The organism is Idiomarina sp. A28L (genome assembly GCF_000218785.1).
In the GTDB taxonomy this organism is placed as follows: Bacteria; Pseudomonadota; Gammaproteobacteria; order Enterobacterales; family Alteromonadaceae; genus Aliidiomarina.
Genome location: NZ_AFPO01000016.1, coordinates 1 through 1,192, shown reverse-complemented (window position 1 = coordinate 1,192; position 1,192 = coordinate 1). Strand labels below are relative to the sequence as shown.

The 1,192-nt window shown below is 47.5% G+C and carries 1 protein-coding gene; it reads right to left on the bottom strand.

The window, feature by feature from the left end; translation table 11 throughout:
- Positions 1-14: 14 nt before the first annotated feature.
- A protein-coding gene (locus A28LD_RS06625; RefSeq protein ID WP_139043544.1) for an IS3 family transposase occupies positions 15-1,123 on the bottom strand; the annotation gives its coding sequence in 2 pieces (ribosomal slippage) (positions 15-871 and positions 871-1,123; 1,110 coding nt in all).
- Positions 1,124-1,192: the final 69 nt, after the last annotated feature.

Sequence of the window (1,192 nt, the reverse complement as noted above, 5' to 3'; positions counted from 1 at the left end):
TGTCCACTTCCCCATTAATGACACAACTTTAAACTAGAGTTTTCCAGTTTTGCCCGGTAAGCCGCTGGCGGTAAATTGCCAAGGCTTTCATGGGTTCGCTCTTCGTTATAATCCAACCGCCAGAACCAAGCCATTTCGCGAACTTGGCTCAGTGATTCGAACAAATATGCATTCAGGAACTCACGCCGGAACGAACCGTTAAACCGTTCAACGAAGCCATTTTGTTGCGGCTTTCCGGGTTGGATATAAACCAACTCAATATTGTTGTCGTCGCACCAGTCCGTTAAACGTGCCGAGATTAGCTCTGGGCCGTTATCGACACGAAGTTGCATTGGCAACCCTCGCTCTGCCTTTAACTGCTCTAGCGTACGAACAACGCGCTCAGCTGGCAACGATGTATCTACTTCAATGGCCAAGCACTCCCGAGTGCCCTCATCGAGCACATTTAAGGTTCGATAGCGTTTCCCGCAATAAAGCGTATCGTGCATAAAATCTAAGGCCCATTGGTGATTCGGCTGTTCAATCACTTCCAGCGGTCGTGCCGGGCGTTTTGGGAGCACTCGCTTCACGCGGCGCTTTAGGTTCAATCCCATGCGGCAATACACGCGATAAATACGCTTGTGATTAAACGGATATCCTTTAAATTTAATGCGTCCAGCACATTTCCAGAAGCCGGCTTGTGGCGATTTCTCCAAAACGGCATTAATGGCATCAATGACAGCAGCATCTGCTTTACGCCAGTCGCGCTCAACCCGATAAAAGCTAGAACGGCTCAAATCCGTTAAGGTACATGCTTTTACGATGCTCAGGCCTGCGTCAACCAACGTTTTCGCGCAGTCTTTTTTGTCTGCTGTCACCAACCCTTTTTTGCAAAGAGCTCCTTCATCGCGTGGTTCTCAAGACTGACGTCTGCAAACAGCTTTTTCAGCTTCGCATTTTCTTCCTCAAGCTCTTTAATACGCTTGATGTCCGACGCTTCCATACCACCGTACTTGGACTTCCAGTTGTAATAGGTGGCGTTGCTGATTCCGTGTTTTCGGCAGATATCTTCAACCTTCATACCGGCATCAGTTTCTTTCAAGATCGCGATGATCTGCGTTTCAGTAAATCGTGATTTTTTCATAGTCGTCTCCTGCTATTACTATCGCAGAAAACTCTAATTAAATCTGTCTCAGTTTAGGGGAAGTGGACA